Raw genomic sequence first — 24,301 nt, 5'->3', positions numbered from 1 at the left:
GATTTCCGGAGTGCCCTCGCTTGAAACCCACCGTCGTCAGTGCCGACGTTCTGTTCGAGGATCACCGGGATGCCCTCAAGTGGCAGTGGATCGCGGGGCTCGGGGCCTCGGAGCGGCGGTTTGACGAGGTCGCGATCCGTGAGGCGCGCTCGGGGGCCGATCTGGTCGGTTATCTCAATTACATCCATCCGTACCGGGTTCAGGTGTTTGGCGAACGCGAGGTGGCCTACCTGACCAGTCCCAGCGAGGACGACAACCGCCGGCGGGTGGCGCGCATCGTGACGCTGGAGCCGCCGGTGCTTGTGGTGGCCGACGGGCAGACCGCGCCCGACGCGCTCATGGCCATGTGCGAGCGGGCACAGATACCGATGTTCGCTACCCAGGAGTCGGCGGCCTTCGTCATCGATGTGCTGCGCGCCTACCTGTCGCGCCATTTCGCCGATCGCGCGTCGATGCACGGTGTCTTCATGGACATCCTGGGCATGGGCGTGATGATCACGGGCGAATCCGGGCTGGGCAAGAGCGAGCTCGGTCTGGAACTCATTTCCCGCGGACACGGGCTGGTGGCCGACGACGCGGTGGACCTCTACCGCATCAACCAGACCAGCATCGAAGGCCGCTGCCCCGAGTTGCTGCAGAACCTGCTGGAAGTGCGCGGCATCGGCCTGCTCGACATCAAGGCCATCTTTGGCGAAACCGCGGTGCGCCGCAAGATGCGGCTGTCCCTGATCGTGCACCTGGTGCGCCGGGAAACCATGGAGCGTGATTTCGAGCGCATGCCCCACGAGCCGCTGTACCAGGACGTTCTTGGTGTGCCGGTGCGCAAGGCGGTTATCCAGGTGGTGGCTGGTCGCAACATTGCCGTGCTGGTCGAGGCCGCGGTGCGCAACACCATCCTGCAGTTGCGCGGGATCGATACCTACCAGGAATTCGTGGCACGCCACCGCGCGGCCATGGCGCGCGGCGAATAGGTGGAGCCGGATGGTCCGGCGTCCTGGCGTCAGCGGTGACCCGAGTTGTCGTGCCGGTGAGGGCAGTCGGGCTTGCTGCAGTTGGCGTACAGCGAGAGCGCGTGTTCCTGCAGGATGAAACCGCGGGTTTTCGCCACCATCTGCTGGCGCTTTTCGATTTCCGGATCAAAAAACTCCTCGACCCGGCCGCAGTCCAGACAGACCAAGTGGTCGTGGTGCTGGCCTTCGTTGAGTTCGTAGACCGCCTTGCCCGATTCAAAGTTGCTGCGCGTGAGCAGGCCGGCCTGTTCGAACTGCATGAGAACACGGTAGACCGTGGCCAGACCGATGTCGGAGCGTTCGTCCAGCAGGACGCGGAACACATCTTCGGCCGTCATGTGGCGCTGCTTGGCGTTCTGGAAGACCTCCAGAATCTTCAGCCGTGGCAGGGTGGCCTTGAGTCCCGTGCTTTTCAGTTCATCGATATTGGTCATGGGCGGTGTGCGGGGTTGAACGGGCCGGTTTCAGGGGATTGTGGTGCCGCCCTGGCAACACAGGGCAGCAACATGGACTGGCCTACCCCCGGGGCTACAATGAAGATCATATCGCCAGCGTGCGCAGGGGGCCAGATTGTCCCCCGCCGACGCACGCGAATCCGAGTGCCTTTCACGGTTTGCCCCTATGCACCAACTCACAGCCCTCCCACCGTCCCATCCGGGCCTGCGACAGAAGCCCAGCCGCCTGGTGCGGGTGCTGTGTGCGCTGGCGGGCGTCGCCGCGTTGTCCGCCTGTGGCAGCATTGGGGACAAGCTGCCCTCGGTGGGCAGTCTGGTCACGCCGTACAAGATCGACATCCTCCAGGGCAATGTGGTCACCCGCGAGCAGGCCCAGGCGCTGCAGCCGGGCATGACCCGTCCGCAGGTGCGCGATCTGCTGGGCTCGCCCTTGTTGACCAGCGTTTTCCATGCCGATCGCTGGGACTACGTGTTCACCTTCAGCCGGCAGGGGCAACCCCCCCAGCAGCGCAAGGTGGCGCTGTTTTTCAAGGGGGACTTGCTGGAGCGCTTTGAGGCCGATGAATTGCCCAGCGAGGCCGATTTCGTGTCTTCACTTGACGTGCGCCGCAAGTCCGACAAGGTGCCCGTGCTCCAGGCCACCGAAGAACAGTTGAAGAAGTTCCAGGAAAACAACCCCGAATCCAAGGACGCTGCCACACCCGCTTCGACGGGCGCCGCACCGGCCACCAGTTACCCGCCGCTGGAGACCCCGGGGGCTTCCCGGTGAGCGCCGTGTCGCAGGGTTCGCACCGCGTCTGTGTCGCCGGTGCCAGCGGACGCATGGGCCAGATGCTGGTCGAAGCGGTGCGTGACAGCACCGACTGTGTGCTCAGCGGGGCGCTGGACAGGGCTGGCAGCCCCGCCATTGGCCAGGATGCGGGGGCTTTCGCGGGACACACGACGGGCGTCGCCATCAACGCCGACCTGGGCGCAGGACTCTCGGGCAGCCGGTTCCTGATCGACTTCACGCGACCGGAAGGGACACTGGCGCACCTGCGCGAATGCGTGAAGCTCGGTGTGAACGTGGTGATCGGCACCACCGGTTTCAGCGAAGCGCAGAAGGCCGAGATCGCCGACGCCGCGAAGCAGATCGCCATCGTGATGGCGCCCAACATGAGCGTGGGCGTGAACGTTACGCTCAAGCTGCTGGAGATGGCGGCCAAGGCGCTGGCCACCGGCTACGACATCGAGATCATTGAGGCGCACCATCGGCACAAGGTGGACGCTCCCAGTGGCACCGCGCTCAAGATGGGCGAGGTGATCGCTGGCGCATTGGGCCGCGATCTGAAGGACTGCGCGGTCTATGCCCGCGAGGGCGTGACCGGCGAGCGCGATCCGTCGAGCATTGGCTTTGCCACCATCCGGGGTGGCGACATCGTGGGTGATCACACGGTGCTGTTCGCCGGGACGGGCGAACGCATCGAGGTCACGCACAAGTCAAGCAGCCGGGTCACTTACGCCCAGGGCAGCCTGCGCGCGGTGCGTTTCCTGGCCGACAAGCGCAGCGGTTTGTACGACATGTTTGACGTGCTCGGCCTGCGCTGAACACGGGATACCGGAGGACGATCTTGGGTGTTTGGCAAACCGTGATGCAGGGTGACGCTATCAGCCGCAGTGTGGCCCTGCTGTTGCTGGCCATGTCGGTGGCGAGTTGGGTGGTGATCCTCTGGAAGGCCTGGATGCTGCGCCGCGCCGTGGCCGACGTGAATCTCTCCACGGCGGCGTTCTGGCAGGCGGCCCATCTGGATGACGCGCAGCAGCGCCTGTCCACGTTTGATGCGCAGCGCCTGGTGCTGCCGCTGCTGCTGGCCGCGCGCACCATCGAGCAGGCCATGCCTCAGACACTGGCCGCCGCTGGCGATCGGTCGCAACAGCTCACCCGTGTGCTGCGCGATGCTTTGCACCGGGTGTTGCACCGCTTGCAGTTTGGTCAGGTGTTGCTGGCCACCGTGGGTTCCACCGCGCCCTTTGTGGGCTTGCTCGGCACGGTCTGGGGCATTTACAACGCCCTCGTCAGCATCGGGGACGAAGGCCGTTTCCGCATCGAGCAGGTGTCCGGTCCCGTGGGCGAAGCGCTGGTGATGACCGCGGCCGGTCTCGCGGTCGCGATCCCCGCTGTGCTGGCCTACAACGTGCTCGGCCGCCAGATCGCGCGCATCGAAGCCGATCTGGAAGGGTTTGCACGCGATCTGCGCGAATTGCTCCTGCACAAGGAGGCGCCCCTGTGAGTTTCGGGCGGCTGGAAAAACCCGCGGGCCACCAGCCCATGAGCGACATCAACGTCACGCCGCTGGTGGATGTGATGCTGGTGTTGCTGGTCATCTTCATCATCACCGCACCGCTGATGGCGAGCCGGCTGGAGCTGGAGTTGCCGAAAACCAGCGCGCCCACCGAGGCGGTGGAGCCCGAAGCCTTCGTCTCCGTCGGGCTGGACGCGCAGGGACAGATTTTCTGGGATGAGCAGCCGATCGACCTGGTCACCTTGCGCCAGCGCCTGCAGGAAACTGCCCGCCGCGATCCGGGCACCGAGCTGCAGCTGCGCGCCGATGCGGCCGTGCCTTATGGCAAGCTGGCCCAGCTCATTGGAGTGGCCCAGCAGGCCGGGTTGGCGCGGATCGGGTTCGTGACCGATGCCGAAACCGCCAAGGCGCTGCAACTCCCGGGTGCCGGCGCACAGCCCTGAACGCCGGTGGTTCCGGGCGTGGGTGCCGCCGGATCGCGCGCTTCGCTGTCGTTTTCTGTGCACCATCGGGCCCCGGCTTGGGGCTATGCTATAGGCCTTCACGAGCGGGGCGAGGGACATCATGCCAGAGCTCCATCGATCCATTCAGAATTCTTTTGAAACCCTAGGAGAGCGTTGATGAAGCAGGGACACAAGTCAGCCGGACGGCGGGCATTTGCACAATGGGCGCTGGCCGGCGCGGCAGCGCTGGTGTTGTCGGCCTGCGGTGGCAGCGACAGCGATGACGGTCTGGACAGGCAAGGTGTGCTCAACCTCGAGGGCGCCTACAACGCCATCGGGAGCGGGATGAGCAAGGCTCAGGTCATTGGCATCGTGGGCGAGCCGCCCCACCAGGAGTCCGACTTCATGCTGGGATGGTCGGACTATTCCTACGGCTCGACGCAGGGCCTGACGGTAAGGTTCCGCACGGTCGGCGGTCAACTCGTGACCAGCAGTGCATCCTGGTTCGTGCAGGCCAATGGAACGGTGAGCCGTTCTTTGAACAAAGGTCTCTGATCTGCCTCTTTGCTGATCGACGGGACGGTCGAGGCAAACCAGGCCTAGACCGATCTCCGACATCGTGGTGCGCCCGCTCGGCGTGAAAAAATGATGCCCGACGGGGTTGTCCGCGCGCGCAGCGGTCGGTTCCGTCCACCCCTTTCCCCGCAGCCCCATGCTGCCGCTGGCGACCGAACGTGGGCGCCGTGTCCGGCCCGGTGGGCCAAGCCCTAAAATCCAGGCTTTGCGACGCACCCGCCCTGGGTCATCCTTCCGGGCCATCGAGGCTGGTCCGCGCTGGCTCACACAACCCCTGCCGCCGGGCAACTGGCCCGCTGTTTCATGCAACCGACCTATCAGCACAAAGACGTCGAGCGCGCCGCGCACGCCCACTGGAACGCCAACGACGCCTACCGGGTGACCGAAGACGCGGGCAAGAAGAAGTTCTATGCCTGTTCCATGCTGCCCTACCCCAGCGGCAAGCTGCACATGGGCCATGTGCGCAACTACACCATCAACGACATGCTCACGCGCTACCTGCGCATGAACGGTCACAACGTGCTCATGCCCATGGGCTGGGACGCCTTCGGTCTGCCGGCCGAAAACGCGGCGCTGAAAAATGGCGTGCCGCCGGCCAAGTGGACCTATGAAAACATCGCCTACATGAAGCAGCAGATGCAGGCGATGGGCCTGGCCATCGACTGGTCGCGCGAAGTGGCCACCTGCGACCCCAGCTACTACAAGTGGAACCAGTGGCTGTTCCTGAAGATGCTGGAAAAAGGCATCGCCTACCGCAAGACCCAGATCGTCAACTGGGACCCAATCGACCAGACCGTGCTGGCCAACGAGCAGGTGATCGACGGCAAGGGCTGGCGCACCGGCGCCACGGTGGAAAAACGCGAGATCCCGGGCTACTACCTCAACATCACCGCCTATGCCGACGAACTGCTCGACCACGTGCAGATCGGCAACCCCAAGGCCACGCTCAACGGCTGGCCCGACAAGGTGCGACTGATGCAGGAGAACTGGATCGGCAAGAGCGAGGGCGTGCGTTTTGCCTTCCCGCACACGATCACAGGGACCGACGGTGCACTGATCGGCGACGGCAAGATGTACGTGTTCACCACGCGCGCCGACACCATCATGGGTGTGACCTTCTGCGCCGTCGCGCCCGAGCACCCGCTGGCACAACACGCCGCGGCCAACAACCCGGCGCTCGCCGCCTTCATCGAAGAGTGCAAGACCGGTGGCACGACCGAAGCCGAACTCGCCACGCAGGAAAAGAAGGGCATGGCCACCGGCCTGTTCGTCACGCACCCGCTGACCGGTGCTCAGGTCGAGGTCTGGGTCGGCAACTACGTGCTCATGAGCTACGGCGACGGCGCCGTGATGGGCGTGCCCGCGCACGACGAGCGTGACTTTGCGTTTGCATTGAAATACAACCTGAAGATTCAGCAGGTTGTGGCGGTGGCGGGCGAAGGCTTTTCCACCGAGGTCTGGGCCGACAGCTACGCTGACAAGCAGAACGGTGTGTGCGTGAACTCCGGCGTGCTCGACGGCCTGGGCCACAAGGCCGCCGTGGACAAGGTCGCCGAACTGCTGGCCGCCCAAGGCCTGGGCGAAAAGAAAACCACCTTCCGCCTGCGCGACTGGGGTGTGAGCCGCCAGCGCTACTGGGGCACGCCCATCCCCATCATCCACTGCGCCGAACACGGCGCGGTGCCGGTGCCTGAAAAAGACCTGCCGGTGGTACTGCCGCAGGACTGCATCCCCGACGGCTCGGGCAACCCGCTGCACAAGCACGAAGGCTTCCACGCTGGCGTCACCTGCCCCGTCTGCGGCCAGCCTGCGCGGCGCGAGACCGACACCATGGACACCTTCGTGGATTCGTCCTGGTACTTCATGCGCTATTGCGACCCCACCAACAGCGAGAAGATGGTGGCCGAGGGCGCGGACTACTGGATGCCGATGGACCAGTACATCGGCGGCATCGAACACGCCATCCTGCACCTGCTGTACGCGCGCTTCTGGACCAAGGTCATGCGCGACCTGGGCCTGGTGAAGGTGGACGAGCCCTTCAGCAAGCTGCTGACCCAGGGCATGGTGCTGAACCACATCTATTCGCGCCGCACCGAGAAGGGTGGCAAGGACTACTTCTGGCCGCACGATGTGGAGCACGTGCTCGACGAAACGGGCAAGGTGGTGGGCGCCAGGTTGAAGAACCCGGCCACCAGTGGCGATGGCCTGCTGCCGGTGGGCACGCCCATCGATTACGAGGGCGTGGGCACGATGTCCAAGTCCAAGAACAACGGCGTCGATCCGCAGGACCTGATCGAGAAGTACGGCGCCGACACCGCGCGCCTGTACACCATGTTCACCGCGCCGCCCGAAGCCACGCTGGAGTGGAACGACGCGGCGGTGGAGGGCAGCTACCGCTTCCTGCGCCGGGTCTGGGGTTTTGGCCACAAGTTGTCCACCCTCGGCGGCCTGGGCGCCCTGGCCGCTGGCGTGTCGGGCCAGGGCCTGTCCAAGGCCGCCAAGGCGTTGCGCCTGGAGATCCACACCGTGCTCAAGCAGGTGGATTACGACTACCAGCGCATGCAGTACAACACCGTGGTCTCGGGCGCGATGAAGATGCTCAACGCGCTCGAAGACTTCAAGCCCGATGGCTCCGCGGCCGACAACGCCGCGTTGGCCGAGGGCTTCGGCATCCTGCTGCGCTGCATCTACCCGGCCACGCCGCACGTCGCGCACGCGCTGTGGAGCGCGCTGGGCTACGCCGCGCAAAGCGGTGAGCTGCTCGACGCGCCCTGGCCGCAGGCCGACGAGGCCGCGCTGCAGCGCGACGAGATCGAGCTGGTGCTGCAGATCAACGGCAAGCTGCGTGGCTCGATCACCGTGCCGGCCAACGCCGACAAGGCCGCCATCGAGGCGGCGGCGTTGGCGAGCGAGGCCTTCGTGAAGCAAGCCAACGGCGCCACCCCGAAAAAGGTGGTCGTGGTGCCCGGCCGGCTGGTCAACCTGGTGGTATAAAACTCCGTGCCATGACGCCCATTTCAAACCCCCACTCCCTCATTTCCGGCCAGCCCCTGGCGGGCGCCACTGGCGTCGCTGCCGAAAGGCGTGCGCTCCTGCGTGGCCTGGCCGGGGCGGGTGTCGTGCTCTCCAGTGGTCTGCTCGCCGGATGTGGCTTCGCGCTGCGCCAGGCGCCCAAGTTCGCGTTTGACTCGGTGCGGGTGTCGAACTACGAAAACACGCCGGTGTCGCGCGCCCTGCAGCGCGCGCTCGCGGCGTCCGACATCCGGGTCCTGAACTCGTCCTCGCCGGCCGCCCAGGCGGCGGCCCAGGTGGTGCTGGCAGTGCTGGTCGACCAGCGCGAGCGCGCGGTGGTGGGACAGACCGCGGCGGGCCAGGTGCGCGAGCTGCAACTGCGCACCCGGTTCCGCTTCAGCCTGAGCACCGCGGCGGGCAAAAGCCTGATCGAGAGCACCGAGATGCTGCTGGAGCGCGACATCAGCTTCACCGAAACCGCCGCGCTCGCCAAGGCCTCCGAAGAATACATGCTATTCAACGACATGCAGGGTGACATCGTGCAGCAGGTCATGCGCCGCTTGGCTGCCGTGAAGTCGCTCTAGGCGCCGCCCCGCCATGCAGGTCGCTGCGCCGCAGCTCACCAGCCAGCTCCAGCGCGGCCTGCGCAGCCTCTACACCCTGCACGGCGACGAGCCGCTGCTGATCCAGGAAGCGGGCGATGCCATCCGCGCGGCCGCGCGCGAGCAGGGCTACACCGAACGCACGGTGCACACCGTGGCGGGCGCGCACTTCGACTGGAGCGAGGTGCTTGCCAGCGGCGGCTCGCTCAGCCTGTTCGCCGACAAACAACTGATCGAGATCCGGGTGCCCTCGGGCAAACCCGGCAAGGACGGATCGCAGGTGCTGCAGCAGCTGGCCGCCAGCGCCGAGGGCAACGACAGCGTGCTCACGCTGGTGGTCCTGCCCCGGCTGGATGCCGCGACGCAGAAGGGCGCCTGGTTTGCCGCGCTCGACAGCTTCGGGGTGACGGTGCGTGTGGACCCGGTGGACCGCAAGGCCCTGCCGCAGTGGATCGCGCAGCGCCTGCAGCAGCAGGGCCAGCGCGTGGCCGCGGGCGAAGAGGGGCAGCGCACGCTGCAGTTTTTCGCCGACCGGGTCGAGGGCAACCTGCTCGCCGCGCACCAGGAGATCCAGAAACTCGCGCTGCTGCACCCGCCGGGCGAGCTCGGTTTTGACCAGGTGGAGGCCGCCGTGCTGAATGTGGCGCGCTACGACGCCTTCAAGCTCGCCGAAGCGGTGCTGGGCGGCCAGAGCCTGCGTGTGCAGCGCATGCTCGATGGCCTGCAGGCCGAGGGCGAGGCCGCGGTGCTGGTGCATTGGGCCCTGGCCGAAGACATCCGCACGCTCAATCGCGTCCGCCACGCCATGGACGCGGGCCGCCCGCTGCCCATGGCCTTGCGCGAGAACCGGGTCTGGGGCGTCAAGGAAAAGCTCATGGAACGCGTGTTGCCGCAACTGGGCACCGCCACCCTGGCGCGCTGGCTGCGTGATGCCCACACGGTCGATGGCATCGTCAAGGGCCTCAAGCAACCCGACTGGCCGGCCGATCCCTGGGTGGCGCTGCAGCAGCTCGCGCAGCGTGTGTCCCAGGCCTGCGCGCTGCGGTAACGCCCCGCCGCGTCTGCGGCGCTCGCGGTGTTTCGAGGGTGGGGCAGTGCTTCCGGCCGGCGCTGCCGGTCACCGGGCTTCGGTGACCAGGGCCTGACGCAGCGCGGTGTCGCGAAAGTCGCTCGGCGTCAGGCCGGTGTGCTCGCGGAACACGCGGCTGAAATGCGCGCCGTTGTTGAAGCCCCAGGAAAACGCGATGTCGGTGATGGTGCGCTGCGCCTGCGCCGGGTTCTTCAGCTCGCGCATGCAGGCCTGCAGGCGCCGACGCAGGATGTAGTGGGCCAGGGTGTCGTCCTCGGCGCTGAAGGCGTTGTGCAGGTGGCGCTTGCTGCAGTTGAGCGACTGCGCGATGCGCTCGATCGACAGCCCGGGGTCGCGCAGGTGCTGGCCGATGTGCTCGCGGATGCGGTCGCGAAAGGCTTCGAGCTGGGTGGTGGCGCTCTCGCGGCCCGCCAGTTCCTGCAGCGACAGCCGCACCAGCTCGATGATCAGCTCACCGGCACCGCGGGCGGCGTGGTCGCTCATGGCGGGAAGCTCCTGGAAGGTGCTGCGCATGGTCTCCAGCGCCACCCGTGAAATGCCGCTGGCGCCGCCCACATGGCGCGCCATCAGGGGCGCCAGCTGCAGGCCCCGCTCGGCCACCTGCTCCTTGGGCAGCATCACGATGAGGTGTTCCACCCGCTCCGGGTTGGCGATTTCGTAGCTGCCGGTGGTGTCGTAGATCGCCCAGCCACCCGGGCGCACCCAGGCCTGGCGGCCCTGCTGCTCCACCGCGGCACTGCCCCGCCAGGGCGCCACGATCTTCAGGTAGCTGGTGTCGCCCGCGCGTGCCAGGCGCGGGCTGCGCACCACGCGGTGGCGGTTTGCTTCGAGCTTGGTCAGTACCACGTCGCCCGCGTGCGAGGCGCTCAGGTGGCCGTCGAAACCGGTGTCGCCGTAGAGGTCGGATTCGAGGCCGCCGAAGTGCTTCCAGATCCAGTCACGCCAGGCGGGCGCGCGTTCGCTGGGGGCGACGGCGTCGGTGCTCATCACGGAGGAGGGGGTCATGTCGGGGCTCCGGCACTGGGGTGCACAAATTATGGGCGGCGGTGCACGGCCCTGGGGGGCTCGGGGTTGAGGGTTATCCCGCATGCGCGTGCACGTTCCGGCAAGCAGCTTGTGCACAGGCAGCACAGCCGGGCAGGGGAGGCCTGCCTAGCATTCAGAGGTCCGCATCCCGAACACCACAGGAGACATGCCATGGTCCAGTCCACCCGCCGTCTGATCCTCAAGAGCGCCGCCACCACGGTGGGCGCGATGGCCGTCGCACCCCAGTTGCTGGCCCAGTCCGCAGCGGTGCGTGTGGGTTACGCCATCGCCCGCACCGGCCCCTGGACCGGGGGTGCCCAGGTCAGCCAGGAGCCCAACTACCTGCTCTGGGCCGAACAGCAGAACGCCGCGGGCGGCCTCAGCGTCAAGGGCGTGAAGCGCCCGATCGAGCTCGTCGGCTACGACGATCGCAGCGAAGTGGAAACCTGTGTGCGCACCTACGAAAAGCTCATGGGCAGCGACAAGGTGGACCTGGTGCTGCCGCCCTGGGGCAGCAACGCCAACTTCGCCGTGGCGCCGCTGGCCAACCGTTTTGGCTACCCCTTCCTGGCGCCCACCGCGCTCTCCAAACGGCTGGCGGAAATGAAGCTGCCGTATTTCTTTCTGCTGCTGCAGCAGCCCGCGCCCATGACCGGCGCGCTGGTGGACATGCTCAAGGCCAACGGCTGCAAGACCCTGGCCTGCATCTACGTGGACGATCTGTTCGGCCTGGAAAACTACGCCGCGCTCAAGGTGGCGCTGCAGGGCAGCGGCATCCAGATGGTGGAAGACAAGAGCTACCCCGGGGGGGTGAAGGACCTCTCGCCCGTGCTGCGCAGCATCAAGAACAAGAACCCCGACGCCTTCGTCGGTTTCACCTACCCGCCCGACACCATTCTGGCCAGCAAGCAGGCCAAGGAAGTGGGCTTCAACCCGAAGTTCTTCTACGCCTCGGTGGGCACGGCCTTCCAGCTGTACCGCAACGTGATGACGCCCGCCGGTGCCGAAGGGGTGCTGGGCATGGGTTCGTGGAATGCCAAGACCAGCCCGGCGGCCAAGGCCTACTTCGATGCCCACACCAAGAAGTTCGCCGGCAAGGAGCCCGACCGCTGGGCCAGTGGTGCCTGCTGGGCCGGTCTTGAAATCCTCACCGGCGCGGTGGCGCGCCACGGGCTGGACCGCAAGGCGATCCGCGACTACGTGGCCGGCACCACGCACAAGACCATCATCGGCGACATCCGGTTCAACGGCAGCGAGAACGTGGGCACACCGGGCACGGTGAGCCAGTGGCAGAACGGCGAGTTCGAGGTGGTGTGGCCCAAGCAGGTCGCCACCGCCGCACTGAACCCCGCCAAGCCGGCCTGGAGGTGATCTAACCCACCCCCGCGCCGCGCCTGCGGCGCGTCACCCCCTCAAGGGGGCAACGTCTGCGGCCCGGCAAAGCCGGTTCCGCGACGTTCTCGGCAACTTCCTCTTCACTCGTATGTCTTTCTCCGCCTGGCTCGAACTGCTCGCCTCCGGTCTCATCACCGGGGGCATCTACGCGCTCGTCGCGCTGGGGCTGAACCTGCAGTACGGGCTGATGCGCATCCTCAACATCGCGCACGGCGAGTTCCTGATGGTGGGGGCCTACCTGACCTGGATGGTGCAGACCTCGTTCGGCCTGTCGCCGCTGTGGATGGTGCCGGTGTCGTTCGGCCTGCTGATGGGGCTGGGGCTGGTGCTGCACTGGCTGTGCTTCCGGCGCCTGGGCGCCACCTCGCCCAACCTCGACATCTTCGAGGCGCGCGGCCTCATGGTGTCGTTCGGCCTGATGTTCCTGGTGCAGAACGTGGTGTCCTACGTCTGGGGCGGCGACCTGCGTGGCTACGACTTCCTGACCGATCCGGTGCCGGTGGGCAACGCGCAGTTCGCGGCCAACAAGCTGCTGGTGTTCGCGCTGGCCCTGCTGTTTTCGGGCGCGCTCATCGCGCTGTTGCGGCTCACCTTGCTGGGCAAGGGCGTGCGCGCGCTGATGCAGTCGCCGGTGGGCGCGCAGCTGGTGGGCATCGACACCCGGCGCCTGCACCCGCTGATGTTCGGCGTGGGCCTGGGACTCTCGGGCGTGGCGGGCTGCCTGCTCTCCATGGCCTACACCATCAGCCCTTCCATGGGCGAGCCCTACACCGTCACGGCCCTGATCGTCATCACGCTCGGTGGCTTCGGCAGCATGGGCGGCGCGCTCGCCGGTGGCCTGCTGCTGGGTGTGATCGAGGCACTGGGCATGCATTTCACCAACCCCTCCCTCAAGGCGCTGCTGAGCTACGTCGTGTTCATCGGCGTGCTGCTGCTGCGACCCGAGGGCCTGTTTGCCCGCAAAGGACGCAGGGCATGAGCCGTAGCGCAACCCCATGACCTCCCGACAACTCCTCGTGCGCGACCTGCTGGTGCTGTTCGGGCTCACCGGCTGGGCGCTGGCCATTCCCGGCTTCGGCAGCGAGTTCGCCGTCTCGATGGCGCTCACCTGCCTGATGTACATCGCGCTCTCGTCGAGCTGGGCGCTGTTCTGTGGCAGCACGCGCTACCTGTCGCTGGCCACTTCGGCGTTCTTTGGCATCGGCGCCTACACCGGCGCGCTGCTGCTGGAGCAGCTGGCCTGGCTGCCGGTGATCGCGCTGGGCGCGGCCGTGGCCGCCGCCGTGGCGGTGCTCATGGGGGCGGCCGTGCTGCACCTGCGCGGCACCTATTTCGCGGTGCTCACCTTCGGCATGACCGAGCTGATCCGCCACGCCATCAGCTACTTTGAAAAAAGCGTCACCGGCACCGTGGGCCGCGTGCTCATGGTGGTGCCCGAACGCGATACGGTGTACTTCACCATGCTCGCGCTGGCCGTGATCGCGGTGGCGCTGTCCATCGGCATCCGCCGCACGCGTTTCGGCCTGGCCATGCGGGGCATCGGCGCCGACGAGCAACGCGCGCAGACCCTGGGCGTGAACACCCGCTTCATCAAGATCGCCGGCTTCGTGCTCACCGCCGCCGTGGCCGGCGCGGTGGGGGCGGCCATGTCGGTGCGCTGGACCTACATCGACCCGCACACCGTGTTCAACCCCTTCATCGGTTTCCAGACCGTGCTGATCGCGCTCATCGGCGGCGCCATGACGCTCTGGGGCCCGCTGATCGCAGCCATCGTGTTCAGCGTGCTGGCCGAGACACTGCGCTTGCAGGTACCGCAGCTCTACATGGTGTCGCTGGGCCTGTTGCTGATCCTCTCGGTGCTGTACCTGCCGGGCGGTCTGGCGTCGCTGCGGGTCGAGACCTTGCGTGCCTGGCGGCGCGACCTCAAGGCCTGGTGGGTCGAGGTTCGCGACGACCTGAGTGGCGAGACGAAACGGCGTTCGCGGCGCGAGCAACAGCAACGGGAGCGGCGCCGTGTCTATTGAATGCCCGGGAGTTCTGCCATGAACCCGCCATTGCTCGACGCTCGCGAGATCACGGTGCGCTTTGGCGGCCTGACCGCGGTGGACGCGGTGAGCGCGTGCTTCATGCCCGGCGAGCTGGTGGGCATCATCGGCCCCAACGGCGCGGGCAAGACCACCTTCTTCAACGCCATCTCCGGCGTGACCCGGCCCACCAGCGGCCAGCTGCTCGCCAGCGGGCGCGACCTGAGCGGCCAGGCGCCGCACCGCTACGCCGCCCACGGCATCGCGCGCACCTTCCAGACCCCGCGCGTGTTCGGCGACATGCCCGTGCGCGACAACATCGCCTTTGGCCTGCAGTTCGCCGGGCGCCGGCCGCGCCAATACCTCTTCTGGGGCGACGAGGCCTCGGTGCCCTGGGTGCTGCGCACGCCCGAGAGCATCCTGGCGCTGATCGGTCTGCTGCCCCAGGCCGATCTGCCCGCCGCGGCCATCACGCCGTCGCAGCAGCGCCTGCTGGAGATCGGCATGGCGCTGGCCACGCGGCCCCGCCTGCTGCTGCTCGACGAAGTGGCCGCCGGCCTCACCGAGTCCGAGGTGGAGGCCATGGCGCAGCTGATCCGCCGCCTGCGCGACGAGCTCGACCTGTGCGTGGTCTGGATCGAACACGCCGTGACCACGCTGCTGCGCCACGTGGAGCGCGTGATCGTGCTGCATCAGGGCCGCAAGATCGCCGACGGCGCGCCCGCCGAGGTGGTGTGCAACGCGGAGGTGATCGAGGCCTACCTGGGCGACGAGATGGCCGAGGAGAGCCCCGCATGATGTGGCACCGCGACACCCCCTTTGCGCTGGGCGGCAGCGGGCGCGCCCACCTCCAGGTCGAAGGCCTGTCGGCCGGCTATGGCGCCTTCCTGGTGCTGCGCGAGCTGACGCTGGAGGTGCGCCCCGGCCTGACCGTGGTGCTCGGCCCCAACGGCGCGGGCAAGACCACGCTGCTCAAGGCGCTCAACGGCCTGATCCGCCGGGGCGGTGGGGTGTTGCTCGACGGCGTGGACCTGCCCGAGACCACGCACCAAGTCGTGCAGGCCGGCGTGGCCCTGGTGCCAGAGGGCCGCCAGCTGTTTCCGCAGATGAGCGTGACCGAAAACCTCGAACTCGGCGCCTGGCTCGCCAGCCGGGCCGAGCGCGCGCGCCGCCTCGAACAGGCCTTTGCCGACTTTCCAAAACTGCGCGAACGCGCCCAGCAGCTCGCCGGCACCATGAGCGGCGGTGAGCAGCAGATGGTGGCCGTGGCGCGCGCCATGATGAGCGCGCCGCGCCTGCTCATGCTCGACGAACCCTCGCTCGGCCTCGCCCCCCGCATGGTGGACGAATTGCTCGCCATCGTGCGCCGCATCGCCGACGCCGGCACCACCGTGCTCATGGTGGAACAGAACGTGAAGAAGGCGCTGGCCGTGGCCGACCGCGGCTACGTGATGGAGCGCGGCACGCTGGTGGCCAGCGGCCCCGCCAAGCTGCTCGCGCGCTCCAGCGTGATCCGCGAGGCCTACCTCGGTGCCGGCCAGGAGCCCGCCACCGGCACAACAACCGCGGCCGACGCCGCGCACCGGCGAAAGGCGGCGCTGGCCGCCTGAGGCCCGCTCGTCCCGAGCCCGAACGGTTTCATTGCAACCCTCCAGGAGAACCCCATGTCCGACCTGTCCATGCTCATCAACGGCCTGAAAGTCACGGCCGAAAAAGGCGCCACCTTCGAGCGCCGCAACCCGCTCGACGGCAGTGTCGCCACCCGCGCACCGGCGGCCTCGCCGGCCGATGCGGTGATGGCGGTGGAAGCCGCCGCCGAAGCCTTCAGGACCTGGAGCGAGACCGGCCCTGGCGAACGCCGCGCGCTGCTGCTCAAGGCGGCCGACGCGCTGGAGGCCAAGACGCCCAAGTTCGTCGAGGCCGTGCCGGCCGAGACCGGGGCCACCGCCATGTGGGCCGGCTTCAACGTGATGCTGGCCGCCGGCATGATCCGCGAGGCCGCCGCGCTCACCACCCAGGTGGCGGGCGAGGTGATCCCGTCCGACGTGCCCGGCTCGCTCGCCATGGGCATCCGCCAGCCGGCCGGCGTGGTGCTGGGCATCGCGCCCTGGAACGCGCCCATCATCCTGGGCGTGCGCGCCCTCGCCACGCCACTGGCCTGCGGCAACACGGTGGTCTTCAAGGGCAGCGAGAACTGCCCGCGCACCCACCAGCTCATCGTCGAAGCGTTTGAAGATGCGGGCTTTCCGCCCGGCGTGCTGAACTACATCACCAACGCCCCGGCCGACGCGGGCGCCGTGGTGGAGGCCATGGTGGCGCACCCGGCGGTGCGGCGCGTGAACTTCACCGGCTCCACCAAGGTCGGCAAGATCATCGCGGCGACCTGCGCGAAATACCTCAAGCCGGTGGTGCTGGAACTCGGCGGCAAGGCGCCCCTGGTGGTGCTGGACGACGCCAACATCGAAGACGCCGTCAACGGCGCGGCCTTCGGCTGCTTCGCCAACAGTGGCCAGATCTGCATGAGCACCGAACGCATCATCGTGGACCAGAAGATCGCCGACGAATTCGTGAAGAAGTTCAGCGACAAGGCGCGCAACCTGCCGCTGGGCGACCCGCGCAAGCCCGATCCCGTGGTGCTGGGCTCGGTGATCGGCATGGGCACGGTCAACCACTGCAACGCGCTCATCGACGACGCGCTGGCCAAGGGGGCCAAGCTGGTGTGTGGCGGCAAGGCCGACAGCACGCTCATGCCCGCCACCGTGCTCGACCACGTGACCCCCGCCATGCGCATCTACCACGAAGAAACCTTCGGGCCCGTGAAGTGCGTGGTGCGCGTCAATGGCGTGGAAGAGGCCATCGCCTGCGCCAACGACAACGAATACGGCCTGTCGGCCGCGGTGTTCGGCGGCGACATCGCGCGCGCCTTCAACGTGGCGCGCAAGATCGACTCGGGCATCTGCCACGTCAACGGCCCCACGGTGCACGACGAAGCGCAGATGCCCTTCGGTGGCGTGAAGGGCTCGGGCATCGGCCGCTTCGGTGGCAAGGCGGGCATCGCCGAGTTCACCGAGCTGCGCTGGATCACGGTGCAGACCACGCCGCGGCACTACCCGTTCTGAGCGCGGTGGTGTTCCGGTGAACGGCCGCGAAGGCAGGGCCTTCGTGGCTGATCGCTGCGGTGTCGCGTTCTCGCGACGCCCGCGGGGGGCTTCGTGCACGGAGGGTGCGGGTTAAACATCCCTTAAGTGTTCGCTCGGCAGCATGGTCGGCGATGCCACCGGCTGGGTGGACAAATCAGGGTTGTATTTCCTCCATCCATGCGCGCTCTCGCCACGGCATTCCTTCGCACGCCAACGCCCGCATTCGCGGTGCTGCGGGCTTTTGTGCTGGGCAGTCTGGTCGCGCTCTCGTTCTTTGCGCTGGAGAACCTCAACAAGGAGCTGAGGCTGTCGCTGTCGGTCTGGACCGAGGGGCGCTCCCCTTTGCAGATCTACCACGCGTTCCGCGACCAGACCTTTGACGAGCGGCAAGTGGTCACGAGGTCCGCTTTGAACGGCGGCTGGCAGCCGCACGTGGTCGAGTTCCGGGGTTACCGCGACGTGACCCTGTTCCGCATCGACCCGATGACGGCCCGCGGCGCGCTGCAGCTGGGTCCGGTGGTGCTGACCGGGCGCTGGAGCGAGGTGACACTGCGGGGCTCCGATCTGGAGCGCGCCCTGAGCGCCTGGAACGATCTGCGCGTCACATCGGTCGACCGCGAGACCCTCCGCCTGGAGGCCACCGGGCCCGATCCGCACTTCAACCTGGTGGTGCCCGACACGCTGTTCGACCCGCCGCTGGCCCGGCTGACCGCCGCGGCGGCCCTGCTGGGCGCCATGGCCGGGTTGGCCTGGCTGACCCTGGAAATCGTGGCCGCGTTCCTGCGCCGTTTTTTTCCGTTCGTCTACGTCCGCGCCCGCAGCGCTCTCATGTTCGGCTGGGTGCTGCCGGTGCTGGTCTGCGCCGGCCTCAGCTACCACGCCTCCGACAACATCACCGACAGTCCTGTCCTGGGTGACGCCATCCAGAACCTGCTGATCGCACGCAATGTGTACCAGCACAACACCTTTTCCATCGACAACAGCGCCCTCTACGCCCGGCCGAGCAATTTCCGGGAGCCCTTGCCCCCCCTGGTGGTGGGGCTGTACCTGAAGGCTCTGCTGCCCGCCGGTCAGCACCCTTCGTTTGCTCAACTCCGGGCCGGCGACAAGACGCGTTTCGTCAAACTGAGCAACCTGATCTGGGTCTTTGCCGGCCTGGTCGGTGTCTGGCTGCTGATGATCCGGCTGACACGCCACGGCGTCGCCGGATTGGCGGCCACACTGCTGGCGTACCTGTACTTCTTCCACGCGCCGGCCTACATCGACTCGCTCTACACCGAACTGCCCACCGCTACCTTGCTCATCTGGTGCACCTACGCGCTGTTCCGGGCGGTGCGCAAGCTGCAGGCGCGCTACTTCGCAGCGGCCGGCGTGTTGATGGGACTGCTGGCGCTGTGCAAGGCCTCCTTTTTCTACATTGGCTGGGCCGCGCTGCTGCTCCTGGTGCTGGTCATGCTGTTCAGCCGCCGCGATCCGAAAGCCACCCGCTGGCAGGTGTTGCGCTGGGGTGCGGTGGCCGGGCTGTGCATGAGCCTCACCCTGGCGCCCTGGATGTTGCGCAACCAGCTGCAATTCGGATACAGCCAGGTGTCCGACCGGGGTGGTCTGATTCTGGCGGGCCGTGCGACGCTCAATCACATGTCGGACGAAGAGGTGCTGGGCCTGCTCTATGAGAAGAGTCCCCAGCTCTACCGCCGTCTGGTGGAAGGCACCCGTTTCGCTGCAAAGCCTGGCGATTTTGAGCGGGGTGGCCGCTGGCAGCGCCTGAACCGGGGCGTCTCCTCGTTCTTTGAAAGCGACCGCCGCGCCGCCTATGAGGGACAACCGGATGGGGTGGTCAGCTTTCATTTCAAAGCGGGAGCCGAGGCCAAGCGGCGGCTCAATGCCTTGCGCGCCCAAGGGGTTCCCCACGCCGAGCAGGTGCTCGATCAGGCCATGAAGCGCGAGGCCATGGCCATGATCCAGGCGGATCCCTGGCGCCACATCTGGATGAGCGGCCCCTTCCTGTGGCACGGCTTCTGGAGTTTCCAGAAGTTCGAGATTCCGCTCATCGATCCCGATCTGCAGGAAGTGCTGGTCGAGTCGCTGAACCTGGCGGCCGGGGCGGCCCTGTTGGCGGCTTTCGTGTTCGGCTTGTTCGCCCAGCGTCCCCGCTTGATCGCCCTGACGGTCATGCCGGTGGGCCTGTTGCTGTTCTATGCCTTCCTGACGCACAACATCCCGCGTTATTCCACGCCCGCCCATCCCCTGATGCTGGTGGTGTTGGTGGTGGCCGCGCACCGGAGCCTGGCCTGGGCCCGCCATCGCGTGGGCCGGCTGGGCCTGCTGTCGGCTCCATGGGGCCGGGCGCTCCGGCGGCGGGCGCCGCTGGTCAGGGGATGACGTGGCATGGCTGTGGCGCGAGGGCCACGGCTTAAGGGGTACTTAACTTTGCCTTCCTAAGCTGCTGCACCACGACCCCCGAGCACCCGTGTGGACATGCGGCTCCTGCTCCTGCGCCGGTCGGTTGGCTTGGATCGGAACAACATGTTGCATCAGTGGCTCCGGATGCTGCCCTCGGACAGCTTTGACACGGTGTTGAAGCGCTACCGGGGCATCGGCCCGGGTTTTGACTTTTTGCGCATCTTTCTGGCGCTGGTGATCTTTGTGGGGCACGCCAAGTGGATCGCCGGGCTCAATGGCATGGCCATTGACAACGTGGCCCACCAGGCGAGTCTCGCGGCCGCTCACACCGCAGGGCTGGACGGCCTCTGGCACGTCACGCCCTGGGCCGGCCTGGGGCGACCGTTCAAGCTGGCCCTGGTGCCCATGTTCTTTGCCCTGAGCGGCTTTCTGGTCATGGGCAGTGCCGCGCGCCTGAAATGCACCTCGACCTTCCTCGCACACCGGGTGCTGCGGATCCTGCCCGCGCTGGTGGTCGAGGTGGCCCTGTCGGCCTGCGTGCTGGGCTGGTGGTTCACCAACGTGCCGCTGGAACAGTATGTGTCCGACCCCCAGTTCCTTCGGTACTTCCAGAACATCTGGGGCAACATCAGCTATTCGCTGCCGGGCGTGTTCGCCGCCAACCCGGTGCCCTACCTGGTCAACGTCAATCTCTGGACCCTGCCCAGCGAGTTCTACTGCTACCTCGCCATGGCGCTGCTGATGCTGACCCGGCTGGTCTACCACCGGGCTGTGTTCTCCGTGCTCATGCTGCTGGCCACTCTGGGCCTGGCCATGGCGCACGCGCTCACGGGCTTGTCCGCGCCCCAGGGTCCTTACCCCGCTCACGTGGTGGTGTATTACTTCTTCATGGGCGTGTTGTTCTTTCACTGGAAAGACCGCATTCCCGCCAGCCCGTGGCTGTTTCTGGCCAGCCTGCCGCTGAGCTATGCCTTGCTCATGTTCGACGCGCTGACCTATGTGGCGCCGGTGGTGGTGGCGTACATGACGCTGTTCGTCGGCCTGTTGCCGATCCCCAAGAGCCGGGTGCTGTCCAGCGGGGACTACAGCTACGGCCTCTACCTCTACGGCTTCCCGATCACACAGGCGCTGGTGGCCTGGCGCCCTCAATGGTTCTCGGGCAGTCTGCCGGCGTTCATGGGGTTGCTGCTGGCGGCCACCGCGTTGTCGTTTGCCTTTGCCGCGATCTCCTGGCACCTGATCGAGAAGCACGCGCTGGCGCTCAAGTCCTGGCTGCCGCCGCGCTGGTTTCCCGTGCCGGCCCGGGGTTCCAGGGCCTGAGCGTTGGGCCGCCTCGGGCGGTGGCGTGCCTGCTCAGGTGGTGTGTTCGCGCCGCTTCGGCTTCTTCAGGCCCGCGCGTCCAGCAGCGCGCCGAGCATGCGGTCTTCGGTCTGCACGGTGTGCAGGTTGGCGGCGAAGCTGTAGAGGCTCAGGCGTTCACCTACGAGATCGTCCGCCAGACGACCCAGCGGGGGCGGCGCCTCGGGTTCGCGGCCGATCTGCGCGTCCACGCCGCCCGCCTCGGGGCGGGCCGTCTGCACCGTGAGCTGGCGCCGGAAATCCGGGGTCTGTGCGTTGGCGATGTTGTGGGCGTGCGAGTCCAGCCGGCGCTGCGCCGCGCGCATGCCGCTGAGGCCAATGGCGGCGGCCGGGCTGCTGGAGGTGACGGGCATGGACATGGTGGGCGTGGCGCAGGTTCGCGGGATGCGCGGGATTTGTAGAGGTCTCCCAGCCCTATCGGCCCCTGGCGGGCCGGCTTGAGCCCTTTTCAACCCGCAAACCCGGTGCCTCTGCGAAAATCTCCCGCATGAACGCGACCAACACCACCGAACTCATGAACACCCTGGGGCTGCAGGCCAAGACGGCCTCGGCGCTCATGGCCAAGGCCAGCGCGGCCACCAAGCTGCGCGCGCTGCGTAGCCTGGCCGCGCTGCTGCGCGACAGCGTGGACGCGCTGCAGGGGGAGAACGCGAAAGACCTGGAGCGGGCCCGCGCCGCCGGCCTGAGCGAGCCCATGGTGGATCGCCTCAAGCTCACGCCCAAGGTGATCGAGACCTGCGCCCAGGGCTGCGAGCAGCTCGCGGCCATGCCCGACATCATTGGCGACATCTCCGGCCTGAAGCAGATGCCCAGCGGCATCCGTGTGGGCCAGATGCGCGTGCCCATCGGGGTGTTCGGCATGATCTACGAGAGCCGGCCCAACGTGACCATCGAGGCCGCGAGCCTGTCCATCAAGAGCGGCAACGCCTGCATCCTGCGCGGCGGCTCGGAGGCCATCGACTCCAACCGCGCCCTGGCCGCGCTGGTGCAGCAGGCGCTGGTGGCCGCCGGCCTGCCGGCCGACGCGGTGCAGCTCGTGCCCACCACCGACCGCGCCGCCGTGGGCCAGCTCATCGCCATGCCGCAGTACGTGGACGTGATCATCCCGCGCGGCGGCAAGGGCCTGATCGAGCGCATCAGCGCCGAGGCCAAGGTGCCCGTCATCAAACACCTGGACGGCAACTGCCACACCTACGTGGACGACCCCTGCGACGTCGCCATGGCCGTGACCGTGGCCGACAACGCCAAGACCCAGAAATACAGCCCCTGCAACGCCACCGAAAGCCTGCTGGTGGCGCGCGGCGTGGCCAAGGACTTCCTGCCGAAGATCGGCGCCATCTATGCCGCCAAGGGCGTGGAAATGCGCGGCTGCCCCGAAGCCATGGCGATCCTGGCCGCCGTGCCGGGTGCGAACGTGACCGCCGCCAGTGAGCAGGACTGGAGCGAGGAATACCTGGCGCCGGTGATCAGCGTGAAGATCGTCGACGGCGTGGACGAAGCCATCGCCCACATCAACCACTACAGCAGCCACCACACCGACGCCATCCTCACCACCAACCACATGCACGCCCAACGTTTCCTGCGCGAGGTGGACTCGGCCAGCGTCATGGTGAATGCGAGCACCCGCTTCGCCGACGGTTTCGAGTTCGGCCTGGGCGCCGAAATCGGCATCTCCACCGACAAATTCCACGCCCGGGGTCCGGTGGGGGTCGAAGGACTCACGTCCCTGAAATACGTTGTGTTGGGCGAAGGCGAAATCAGAAGCTGACCCCCCGCGTCGCCTTCGGCGCCACCCCCCTTGAGGGGGGCGACACCAGCGGCACGGCGAAGCCGGTTCCGCGTTGCCTTTGACATGGGGCACTTCGTTTGCCGAAGGCTTGTGGTGAACGATTGAATATCTTTGGCGCCTGCCTTGCAGGCGCGCCGATCGCCCCCATTTCCGCCTTTCGATCGCAACTTCCGGTCCCTACAATGGTCGCGGAAGCTCTCACATAAGGTCCACATGGTTCCGCACCTCGTCACCGCTCTCACCGGCCCCATCAACGAACTGGAACAGCGCATCCTGGAGTCCACCCCGGTGATTGAGCGCTGGTTCCGGCTGGAGTGGATGGAGCACACCCCGCCGTTCTATTCCTCGGTGGACGTGCGCAACGCCGGCTTCAAGCTCGCGCCGGTGGACACCAACCTCTACCCCGGCGGCTGGAACCACCTCACGCCCGAGATGCTGCCGCTGGCGGTGCAGGCGGCCATGGCCGCGATCGAGAAGATCTGCCCCGAGGCCAAGAACCTGCTGCTGGTGCCCGAGAACACGCGCGACACCTTCTACCTGAGCAACCTGGCCCAGTTGCAGCGCATCTTCTACATGGCCGGCCTCAACGTGCGCCTGGGCTCGCTGTCCAACGACATCAAGGCGCCCACCACGATCGACCTGCCGGGTGGCGAGTCGGTCACGCTGGAGCCGCTGATCCGCAGCAAGCGGCGCCTGGGCCTCAAGCATTTCGACCCCTGCACCATCCTGCTCAACAACGACCTGAGCGCGGGCGTGCCCGGCATTCTGGAAGACCTGCACGAGCAGTACCTGCTGCCGCCGCTGCACGCGGGCTGGGGCACGCGGCGCAAGAGCGCCCATTTCAAGGCGTATGAAGAAGTGTCCAAACGCTTCGGCAAGCTGCTGGGCATGGACCACTGGCTCATCAACCCCATGTTCAACCAGTGCGGCGAGGTGAATTTCGCCGAGGAACACGGGCTGGAGTGCCTGCGCAGCAACACCGACGCGCTGCTGGGCAAGATCCGCCGCAAGTACAAGGAATACGGCATCAACGAGAAGCCGTTCGTGGTGGTCAAGGCCGACAACGGCACCGGCGGCATGGGCATCCTGACCGTGCGCGACGCCAAGGACATCGACGCGTTGAGCCCCCAGGCGCGCGAGCGCATGGGCACGGTGCAGGCCGGTCAGCCGGTCACCGAGGTCATCATCCAGGAAGGGGTGTTGACCAACGAACGCATCAACACCGCGGTGGCCGAGCCGGTGGTCTACATGATGGACCGCTACGTGGTGGGCGGTTTCTACCGTGTGCACGCGCAGCGCGGCGCCGATGAAAACCTGAGCGCCCCGGGCTCGAGCTTCGTGCCGCTGGCGTTCGAGCAGAGCGCGCAGCTGCCGCAGCCCGGCGTGAAACCCGGCGCCAGCGTGCCCAACCGTTTCTACATGTATGGCGTGATCGGCCGGTTGGCCATGCTGGCGGCCAGCTACGAGCTGGAAGCGACCGATCCGGACGCAGAAGTCTACGAGTGACCCCCGCGCCGCGCCTGCGGCGCGTGCCTTGCAGGCCGCGTCATCGTCGGAGCCGATGACTCTTCGTCCCGTCCAAGCCTGCGCAGGCAGGCTTGGAGCCGCGGTCCTCAGCCCCCTCAAGGGGGCGATGCGAGTGGCCCGGCAGAGCCGGTTCCACCGCATCCTGGTTGTTGGCTCGCCGCTCCGGAA

The 24,301-nt window shown here is 67.2% G+C and carries 22 protein-coding genes; 19 read left to right on the top strand and 3 right to left on the bottom strand.

What is annotated here, in order from left to right; translation table 11 throughout:
- The first annotated feature begins 20 nt into the window (after nt 1–20).
- Entirely contained in the window at nt 21–971 is a 951-nt protein-coding gene (hprK, locus tag HTA01S_RS05690; protein ID WP_068167658.1) for an HPr(Ser) kinase/phosphatase, read from the top strand.
- Between the two features lie 29 nt (nt 972–1,000).
- Here hprK and fur read toward each other — a convergent pair whose 3' ends face one another.
- Nucleotides 1,001–1,444: a ferric iron uptake transcriptional regulator gene (gene fur, locus HTA01S_RS05685; protein WP_068167656.1), complete on the bottom strand. Its 444-nt coding sequence runs from the start codon at nt 1,442–1,444 to the stop codon at nt 1,001–1,003.
- A gap of 187 nt (nt 1,445–1,631) precedes the next feature.
- Between fur and HTA01S_RS05680 the strand changes: the two genes are divergently transcribed.
- The 8 genes from HTA01S_RS05680 (at nt 1,632) to holA (ending at nt 9,428) form a co-directional block, all read left to right on the top strand.
- Nucleotides 1,632–2,234 carry an outer membrane protein assembly factor BamE gene (locus HTA01S_RS05680; protein WP_084235876.1) on the top strand — a complete coding sequence of 201 codons (603 nt, stop codon included), beginning with the start codon at nt 1,632–1,634 and terminating at the stop codon, nt 2,232–2,234.
- The gene (gene dapB / locus HTA01S_RS05675; RefSeq protein ID WP_068167655.1) at nt 2,231–3,052 is read left to right on the top strand and encodes a 4-hydroxy-tetrahydrodipicolinate reductase; all 822 of its coding nucleotides are present in this window, start codon (nt 2,231–2,233) and stop codon (nt 3,050–3,052) included. The genes HTA01S_RS05680 and dapB overlap by 4 nt, the downstream gene beginning before the upstream one ends.
- A gap of 23 nt (nt 3,053–3,075) precedes the next feature.
- Complete coding sequence (locus HTA01S_RS05670) at nt 3,076–3,735, top strand: MotA/TolQ/ExbB proton channel family protein (protein WP_407656094.1); 660 nt, start codon at nt 3,076–3,078, stop codon at nt 3,733–3,735.
- Nucleotides 3,732–4,190, top strand: a complete 459-nt coding sequence (locus HTA01S_RS05665; protein ID WP_068167652.1) for an ExbD/TolR family protein — start codon at nt 3,732–3,734, stop codon at nt 4,188–4,190. The genes HTA01S_RS05670 and HTA01S_RS05665 overlap by 4 nt, the downstream gene beginning before the upstream one ends.
- Before the next feature lie 177 nt (nt 4,191–4,367).
- Nucleotides 4,368–4,745, top strand: a complete 378-nt coding sequence (locus HTA01S_RS05660; protein WP_068167650.1) for a hypothetical protein — start codon at nt 4,368–4,370, stop codon at nt 4,743–4,745.
- 324 nt (nt 4,746–5,069) lie between these two features.
- Nucleotides 5,070–7,760, top strand: coding sequence for a leucine--tRNA ligase (gene leuS, locus HTA01S_RS05655; RefSeq protein ID WP_068167648.1), 2,691 nt, complete (start codon nt 5,070–5,072; stop codon nt 7,758–7,760).
- Between the two features lie 11 nt (nt 7,761–7,771).
- Complete coding sequence (locus HTA01S_RS05650; protein WP_084235875.1) at nt 7,772–8,362, top strand: LPS-assembly lipoprotein LptE; 591 nt, start codon at nt 7,772–7,774, stop codon at nt 8,360–8,362.
- A gap of 13 nt (nt 8,363–8,375) precedes the next feature.
- The gene (gene holA / locus HTA01S_RS05645; protein WP_068167645.1) at nt 8,376–9,428 is read left to right on the top strand and encodes a DNA polymerase III subunit delta; all 1,053 of its coding nucleotides are present in this window, start codon (nt 8,376–8,378) and stop codon (nt 9,426–9,428) included.
- 69 nt (nt 9,429–9,497) lie between these two features.
- Here the strand turns inward: holA and HTA01S_RS05640 are convergent, their stop codons facing one another.
- Complete coding sequence (locus tag HTA01S_RS05640) at nt 9,498–10,475, bottom strand: AraC-like ligand-binding domain-containing protein (RefSeq protein WP_068167644.1); 978 nt, start codon at nt 10,473–10,475, stop codon at nt 9,498–9,500.
- A 192-nt stretch (nt 10,476–10,667) separates the two neighbouring features.
- On the opposite strand from HTA01S_RS05640, the gene HTA01S_RS05635 reads away from it, so the two are divergent.
- The 8 genes from HTA01S_RS05635 to HTA01S_RS05600 all read left to right on the top strand — a co-directional run bounded on the left by HTA01S_RS05635 (nt 10,668) and on the right by HTA01S_RS05600 (nt 20,778).
- Nucleotides 10,668–11,867, top strand: coding sequence for an amino acid ABC transporter substrate-binding protein (locus HTA01S_RS05635; protein WP_068167642.1), 1,200 nt, complete (start codon nt 10,668–10,670; stop codon nt 11,865–11,867).
- Nucleotides 11,868–11,979: 112 nt separating this feature from the next.
- Nucleotides 11,980–12,870 (top strand): branched-chain amino acid ABC transporter permease, encoded by an 891-nt coding sequence (locus tag HTA01S_RS05630; RefSeq protein ID WP_068167640.1) that lies wholly within the window; start codon nt 11,980–11,982, stop codon nt 12,868–12,870.
- 16 nt (nt 12,871–12,886) lie between these two features.
- Entirely contained in the window at nt 12,887–13,915 is a 1,029-nt protein-coding gene (locus tag HTA01S_RS05625; protein ID WP_068167639.1) for a branched-chain amino acid ABC transporter permease, read from the top strand.
- Between the two features lie 18 nt (nt 13,916–13,933).
- Nucleotides 13,934–14,713 (top strand): ABC transporter ATP-binding protein, encoded by a 780-nt coding sequence (locus tag HTA01S_RS05620; protein ID WP_068167637.1) that lies wholly within the window; start codon nt 13,934–13,936, stop codon nt 14,711–14,713.
- On the top strand, nt 14,710–15,525 hold the full coding sequence (locus HTA01S_RS05615) for an ABC transporter ATP-binding protein (RefSeq protein ID WP_068167634.1): 816 nt from the start codon (nt 14,710–14,712) through the stop codon (nt 15,523–15,525). Before HTA01S_RS05620 ends, HTA01S_RS05615 begins: the two co-directional genes overlap by 4 nt.
- 54 nt (nt 15,526–15,579) lie before the next feature.
- Nucleotides 15,580–17,034: an aldehyde dehydrogenase gene (locus HTA01S_RS05610; protein WP_068167633.1), complete on the top strand. Its 1,455-nt coding sequence runs from the start codon at nt 15,580–15,582 to the stop codon at nt 17,032–17,034.
- A 198-nt stretch (nt 17,035–17,232) separates the two neighbouring features.
- Nucleotides 17,233–19,437 carry a glycosyltransferase family 39 protein gene (locus HTA01S_RS26145; protein ID WP_068167631.1) on the top strand — a complete coding sequence of 735 codons (2,205 nt, stop codon included), beginning with the start codon at nt 17,233–17,235 and terminating at the stop codon, nt 19,435–19,437.
- Between the two features lie 144 nt (nt 19,438–19,581).
- The gene (locus HTA01S_RS05600; RefSeq protein WP_169804743.1) at nt 19,582–20,778 is read left to right on the top strand and encodes an acyltransferase family protein; all 1,197 of its coding nucleotides are present in this window, start codon (nt 19,582–19,584) and stop codon (nt 20,776–20,778) included.
- Nucleotides 20,779–20,843: 65 nt separating this feature from the next.
- Here the strand turns inward: HTA01S_RS05600 and HTA01S_RS05595 are convergent, their stop codons facing one another.
- Complete coding sequence (locus HTA01S_RS05595; protein WP_084235905.1) at nt 20,844–21,170, bottom strand: flagellar basal body protein; 327 nt, start codon at nt 21,168–21,170, stop codon at nt 20,844–20,846.
- A 71-nt stretch (nt 21,171–21,241) separates the two neighbouring features.
- Between HTA01S_RS05595 and HTA01S_RS05590 the strand changes: the two genes are divergently transcribed.
- Together HTA01S_RS05590 and gshA are read left to right on the top strand one after the other, a co-directional pair.
- The gene (locus HTA01S_RS05590) at nt 21,242–22,585 is read left to right on the top strand and encodes a glutamate-5-semialdehyde dehydrogenase (protein WP_279338477.1); all 1,344 of its coding nucleotides are present in this window, start codon (nt 21,242–21,244) and stop codon (nt 22,583–22,585) included.
- Between the two features lie 234 nt (nt 22,586–22,819).
- Nucleotides 22,820–24,112 (top strand): glutamate--cysteine ligase, encoded by a 1,293-nt coding sequence (gene gshA, locus HTA01S_RS05585; protein ID WP_068167621.1) that lies wholly within the window; start codon nt 22,820–22,822, stop codon nt 24,110–24,112.
- Nucleotides 24,113–24,301: the final 189 nt, after the last annotated feature.

It is taken from the genome of Hydrogenophaga taeniospiralis CCUG 15921, assembly GCF_001592305.1.
GTDB lineage: Bacteria > Pseudomonadota > Gammaproteobacteria > Burkholderiales > Burkholderiaceae_C > Hydrogenophaga > Hydrogenophaga taeniospiralis.
This window is presented reverse-complemented; position numbering and strand designations above follow the sequence as displayed.